This window comes from Spongiivirga citrea (assembly GCF_010671565.1).
GTDB classification, from domain to species: Bacteria; Bacteroidota; Bacteroidia; order Flavobacteriales; family Flavobacteriaceae; genus Spongiivirga; species Spongiivirga citrea.
This window is the reverse complement of sequence record NZ_JAABOQ010000012.1, coordinates 1-6107: the sequence shown is the minus strand read 5'-3', so window position 1 is coordinate 6107 and position 6107 is coordinate 1. Positions and strand designations below refer to the sequence as shown.

General features: G+C 45.1%; 2 tRNA genes and 3 rRNA genes. All 5 read left to right on the top strand.

Features of this window, described 5'->3' with window-relative positions:
- Positions 1–548: 548 nt before the first annotated feature.
- The 5 genes from GWK10_RS18220 to rrf all read left to right on the top strand — a co-directional run bounded on the left by GWK10_RS18220 (position 549) and on the right by rrf (position 6088).
- Positions 549–2068 (top strand): 16S ribosomal RNA (locus tag GWK10_RS18220).
- Between the two features lie 282 nt (positions 2069–2350).
- Positions 2351–2424 (top strand) — tRNA-Ile (locus GWK10_RS18215).
- A 158-nt stretch (positions 2425–2582) separates the two neighbouring features.
- Positions 2583–2656, top strand: a tRNA-Ala gene (locus GWK10_RS18210).
- A gap of 289 nt (positions 2657–2945) precedes the next feature.
- Positions 2946–5782, top strand: a 23S ribosomal RNA gene (locus GWK10_RS18205).
- Positions 5783–5980: 198 nt separating this feature from the next.
- A 5S ribosomal RNA gene (gene rrf, locus GWK10_RS18200) occupies positions 5981–6088 on the top strand.
- Together the 16S, 23S and 5S rRNA genes with 2 tRNA genes alongside form the textbook arrangement of a ribosomal RNA operon.
- Positions 6089–6107: the final 19 nt, after the last annotated feature.

Genomic DNA, 6107 nt, shown 5'->3' with positions numbered 1-6107 from the left:
TTTTATATTTGCAGCCGCTTAGACGGGGAACGTTTAGGGGTGATTTGGGAGTTCATTTTTTATTGGGAGTTAGGGTCGAAAAAAAGTTTAATTTTTTTGTTGTGTGAATTAAAAATTGGTTTTATATTTGCACCCGCTTTCAGGGATAGTGAAACGCATAAAAAAGTTCATTAAAAAGTTGTAGTTATATGGTAGGTATTTTCTATGGAAAATACGGGTGGTTCGATTCCGCTTTAGCTAACGAAAAGTCGCTCATAAAAATGGGATTTATTTTGTAAAAGAAATGGATTTTAGGGCGAGTTAAAAGAGTTCATTGACATAATGATATTGACAAACAAATTTTCTATTCGATTTTCGGATTGGATGGAAAAACGTGTTATTAAAGAATACACATATAAAGATTTAAAAAGACCATAAAATTGAGAGTGAGAGGAAGATGAAGGAGTTTTCAATTTTTTTAAATTCTGAGTTTAGTTAGGATAAACGATTGTTGTTTCGTACATATTGGTTGCTGGTTATCGTAAGATAAATAGTAATCTAAAAATTTAACAATGAAGAGTTTGATCCTGGCTCAGGATGAACGCTAGCGGCAGGCTTAACACATGCAAGTCGAGGGGTAACAGGAGTGCTTGCACTCGCTGACGACCGGCGCACGGGTGCGTAACGCGTATACAATCTACCTTATGCTGAGGGATAGCCCAGAGAAATTTGGATTAATACCTCATAGTATCATAAAGCTGCATAGTTTAATGATTAAAGGTTACGGCATAAGATGAGTATGCGTCCTATTAGCTTGTTGGTAAGGTAACGGCTTACCAAGGCAACGATAGGTAGGGGCCCTGAGAGGGGGATCCCCCACACTGGTACTGAGACACGGACCAGACTCCTACGGGAGGCAGCAGTGAGGAATATTGGACAATGGAGGCAACTCTGATCCAGCCATGCCGCGTGCAGGATGACTGCCCTATGGGTTGTAAACTGCTTTTATACAGGAAGAAACCTTTTCTCGTGAGAAGAGCTGACGGTACTGTAAGAATAAGGATCGGCTAACTCCGTGCCAGCAGCCGCGGTAATACGGAGGATCCAAGCGTTATCCGGAATCATTGGGTTTAAAGGGTCCGCAGGCGGGCTATTAAGTCAGAGGTGAAAGTTTGCCGCTCAACGGTAAAATTGCCTTTGATACTGATAGTCTTGAATCATTGTGAAGTGGTTAGAATAAGTAGTGTAGCGGTGAAATGCATAGATATTACTTAGAATACCGATTGCGAAGGCAGATCACTAACAATGCATTGACGCTGAGGGACGAAAGCGTGGGTAGCGAACGGGATTAGATACCCCGGTAGTCCACGCCGTAAACGATGGATACTAGCTGTTTGAACTTCGGTTTGAGTGGCTAAGCGAAAGTGATAAGTATCCCACCTGGGGAGTACGGTCGCAAGACTGAAACTCAAAGGAATTGACGGGGGCCCGCACAAGCGGTGGAGCATGTGGTTTAATTCGATGATACGCGAGGAACCTTACCAGGGCTTAAATGTAGATTGACAGGTTTAGAGATAGACTTTTCTTCGGACAATTTACAAGGTGCTGCATGGTTGTCGTCAGCTCGTGCCGTGAGGTGTCAGGTTAAGTCCTATAACGAGCGCAACCCCTGTTGTTAGTTGCCAGCGAGTAATGTCGGGAACTCTAGCAAGACTGCCGGTGCAAACCGTGAGGAAGGTGGGGATGACGTCAAATCATCACGGCCCTTACGTCCTGGGCCACACACGTGCTACAATGGTAGGGACAGAGAGCAGCCACCTCGTGAGAGGGAGCGAATCTATAAACCCTATCTCAGTTCGGATCGGAGTCTGCAACTCGACTCCGTGAAGCTGGAATCGCTAGTAATCGGATATCAGCCATGATCCGGTGAATACGTTCCCGGGCCTTGTACACACCGCCCGTCAAGCCATGGAAGCTGGGGGTACCTGAAGTCCGTCACCGTAAGGAGCGGCCTAGGGTAAAACTGGTAACTGGGGCTAAGTCGTAACAAGGTAGCCGTACCGGAAGGTGCGGCTGGAACACCTCCTTTCTAGAGCAATTTTTAGTGTTTACACTAAATACGCCAAGAAAACGACAATAATACCTTTACTATAATTATTTATTTAAAAAAGTAAGTTGGAAGTTCATTAAGAAAACACTTTCGCTTACTCTCAAGGTCTTTTTTATTTTACATGTTTAGTAACAATACGTATATAGCTTGTCAATATTATTATATTAAGTTAAGAGTCAAGAAGCAAGGAATAAGATGCAAGACGAGATTTTATAAGAAGAGTCTTGAATCTTGATTCTCTACGTCTTGAATCTATAAAACAGTCTCATAGCTCAGCTGGTTAGAGCGCTACACTGATAATGTAGAGGTCGGCAGTTCGAGTCTGCCTGAGACTACTGTTTTTTAGTTATGAGTTCAGAGTTTTTGAGTTCAGAATTGAAAAAAATGTTCATTTTATATTGAAATAAAGGAAATTCTAGAAGTGGGTTACCACGTTAAAAGTCAGCATTCAGCGACTGCTTACTGCAGACTGGTTACTGCTTACTTGAAAAACGGGGGATTAGCTCAGCTGGCTAGAGCGCCTGCCTTGCACGCAGGAGGTCATCGGTTCGACTCCGATATTCTCCACGATTCTTTAGATATTATTGAGATAGGAAATAGAAACAACCTAGGAAACAAGATTTCGTTTTTGTTGCCATCGATAGATAGTATTGTTATAAGGGAATAACGTTCATTGACATATTGAGATTACAAATAAGTACGAAAAAGATAGAAACTTATTATTTTAAAAAGGTAAGGGTTGTTGTGTGTGCTTTAATTAGTGCATATAGCAATTACAATTTCTTCATTGATGCCATGTATTTGGTATTGAAAGAGAATTAACAATGAATCGAAAATTTCGATGATTTATGATATAAATAAGTCAGAGAAGAGCGTATGGGGAATGCCTAGGCTCTCAGAGGCGATGAAGGACGTGATAAGCTGCGAAAAGTTGCGGGGATCTGCACACAAGAATTGATCCGCAAATATCCGAATGGGGCAACCCACTATATTGAAGATATAGTATCCGAAAGGAGGTGAACCCGGGGAACTGAAACATCTAAGTACCCGGAGGAAGAGAAAACAAAAGTGATTGCGTTAGTAGCGGCGAGCGAACGCGCATTAGCCCAAACCAATGTTGTTACGGCAATATTGGGGTTGTAGGACCACGCCATTTGATGCTTAGCGAACTAGAACTGTTTGGAAAGACAGACCGTAGGGGGTGATAGTCCCGTATAGGTAAGCGAAGTTATTGATAGTGGTATCCTGAGTAGTGCGGGGCACGTGAAACCCTGTATGAATCCGGCGGGACCATCCGCCAAGGCTAAATACTCCTGAGAGACCGATAGTGAACCAGTACCGTGAGGGAAAGGTGAAAAGAACCTTGAATAAAGGAGTGAAATAGATCCTGAAACCATACGCTTACAAGCGGTCGGAGCTAATTTATTAGTGACGGCGTGCCTTTTGCATAATGAGCCTACGAGTTACCGTTGCTAGCAAGGTTAAGGACTTCAGGTCCGGATCCGTAGCGAAAGCGAGTCTGAATAGGGCGCTTTAGTTAGTAGTGGTAGACGCGAAACCGTGTGATCTACCCTTGGGCAGGTTGAAGCTGTAGTAACATACAGTGGAGGACCGAACCCGTTGACGTTGAAAAGTCTTGGGATGACCTGAGGGTAGGGGTGAAAGGCCAATCAAACTCGGAAATAGCTCGTACTCCCCGAAATGCATTTAGGTGCAGCGTTTACATAGTTTTATAGAGGTAGAGCTACTGATTGGATGCGGGGGCTTCACCGCCTACCAATTCCTGACAAACTCCGAATGCTATAAAATGGTTGTAAGCAGTGAGGGCATGGGTGCTAAGGTCCATGTCCGAAAGGGAAAGAACCCGGACCACCAGCTAAGGTCCCCAAGTGTATACTAAGTTGAATAAACGAGGTTGGATTGCTTAGACAGCTAGGATGTTGGCTTGGAAGCAGCCATTCATTTAAAGAGTGCGTAACAGCTCACTAGTCGAGCGATCCGGCATGGATAATAATCGGGCATAAGTATACCACCGAAGCTGTGGATTTGTATCATTAGATACAAGTGGTAGGGGAGCATTCTGTTTGTGCTGAAGGTGAGTCGTGAGGCTTGCTGGAACGGACAGAAAAGAAAATGTAGGCATAAGTAACGATAATGCGGGCGAGAAACCCGCACACCGAAAGACTAAGGTTTCCTCAGCTATGCTAATCAGCTGAGGGTTAGTCGGGACCTAAGGCGAACCCGAAGGGGGTAGTCGATGGACAACGGGTTAATATTCCCGTACCTGCTCCACATTAAAAGTGACGGAGCTATGTAGTCAGTGCGCACAGACGGAATTGTGCGTTGAACCCTTTGTAAGAAGGGGATAGTACACCAAGGCTTCGGCTGCGGTGATAATCTGGCGAAGTAGCTTCCAAGAAAAGCGAGTGGTAGCAGCCCGTACCGTAAACCGACACAGGTAGTTGGGATGAGAATTCTAAGGTGCTCGAGAGATTCATGGCTAAGGAACTAGGCAAAATCGACCCGTAACTTCGGGAGAAGGGTCGCCCTGATGGTTAACATCAGGGCCGCAGTGAAGAGGTCCAGGCGACTGTTTATCAAAAACATAGGGCTATGCTAAATCGAAAGATGACGTATATGGCCTGACACCTGCCCGGTGCCGGAAGGTTAAGAGGAGATGTTATCTTCGGAGAAGCATTGAATTGAAGCCCCGGTAAACGGCGGCCGTAACTATAACGGTCCTAAGGTAGCGAAATTCCTTGTCGGGTAAGTTCCGACCTGCACGAATGGTGCAACGATCTGGACACTGTCTCAGCCATGAGCTCGGTGAAATTGTAGTATCGGTGAAGATGCCGATTACCCGCTGTGGGACGAAAAGACCCCGTGAACCTTTACTATAGCTTCGTATTGACTTTGGATAAGTAATGTGTAGGATAGGTGGGAGACTTTGAAGCGGCGTCGCTAGGCGTTGTGGAGTCATTGTTGAAATACCACCCTTTGCTTGTCTGAAGCCTAACTCATGTAAATGAGGACAGTGCGTGGTGGGTAGTTTGACTGGGGTGGTCGCCTCCAAAAGAGTAACGGAGGCTTCTAAAGGTACCCTCAGCACGCTTGGTAACCGTGCGTAGAGTGCAATGGCATAAGGGTGCTTGACTGAGAGACTTACAAGTCGACCAGGTTGGAAACAAGAGCATAGTGATCCGGTGGTTCCGTATGGAAGGGCCATCGCTCAAAGGATAAAAGGTACTCCGGGGATAACAGGCTGATCTCCCCCAAGAGCTCACATCGACGGGGGGGTTTGGCACCTCGATGTCGGCTCGTCACATCCTGGGGCTGGAGAAGGTCCCAAGGGTTGGGCTGTTCGCCCATTAAAGTGGCACGCGAGCTGGGTTCAGAACGTCGTGAGACAGTTCGGTCTCTATCTACAGTGGGCGTAAGAAATTTGAGTGGCTCTGACTCTAGTACGAGAGGACCGAGTTGGACAAACCGCTGGTGTATCAGTTGTCTCGCCAGAGGCATGGCTGAGTAGCTACGTTTGGAGTGGATAAGCGCTGAAAGCATATAAGCGCGAAACCCGCCACAAGATGAGATTTCTTTAAAGGGTCGTGGAAGACTACCACGTTGATAGGCTACAGGTGTACAGGCAGTAATGTCTTTAGCCGAGTAGTACTAATTACCCGTACGACTTATTGCCCTGCGGTATGATCACAGCATCATACCGCAGGATGAACGCTTTTTTATAGTGATAGCTTGTACTATCTTTTTCATACTTATTTATCTCAATATGTTAACTTATTATCCAGCAAAGCTGGAAGTTAAGAGTTAAGAGTGTAGAGTTCAGAGTTTTTTAAAACTCATAACTCAAAAACTTAATAACTCCTAACTTAAAACTAAGGTGGTTATAGCAATGGGGCTCACCTCTTACCATTCCGAACAGAGAAGTTAAGCCCATTAGCGCCGATGATACTACATTCGTGGGAAAGTAGGTCGCCGCCTTCTTCTAAAGACTCAATCAATT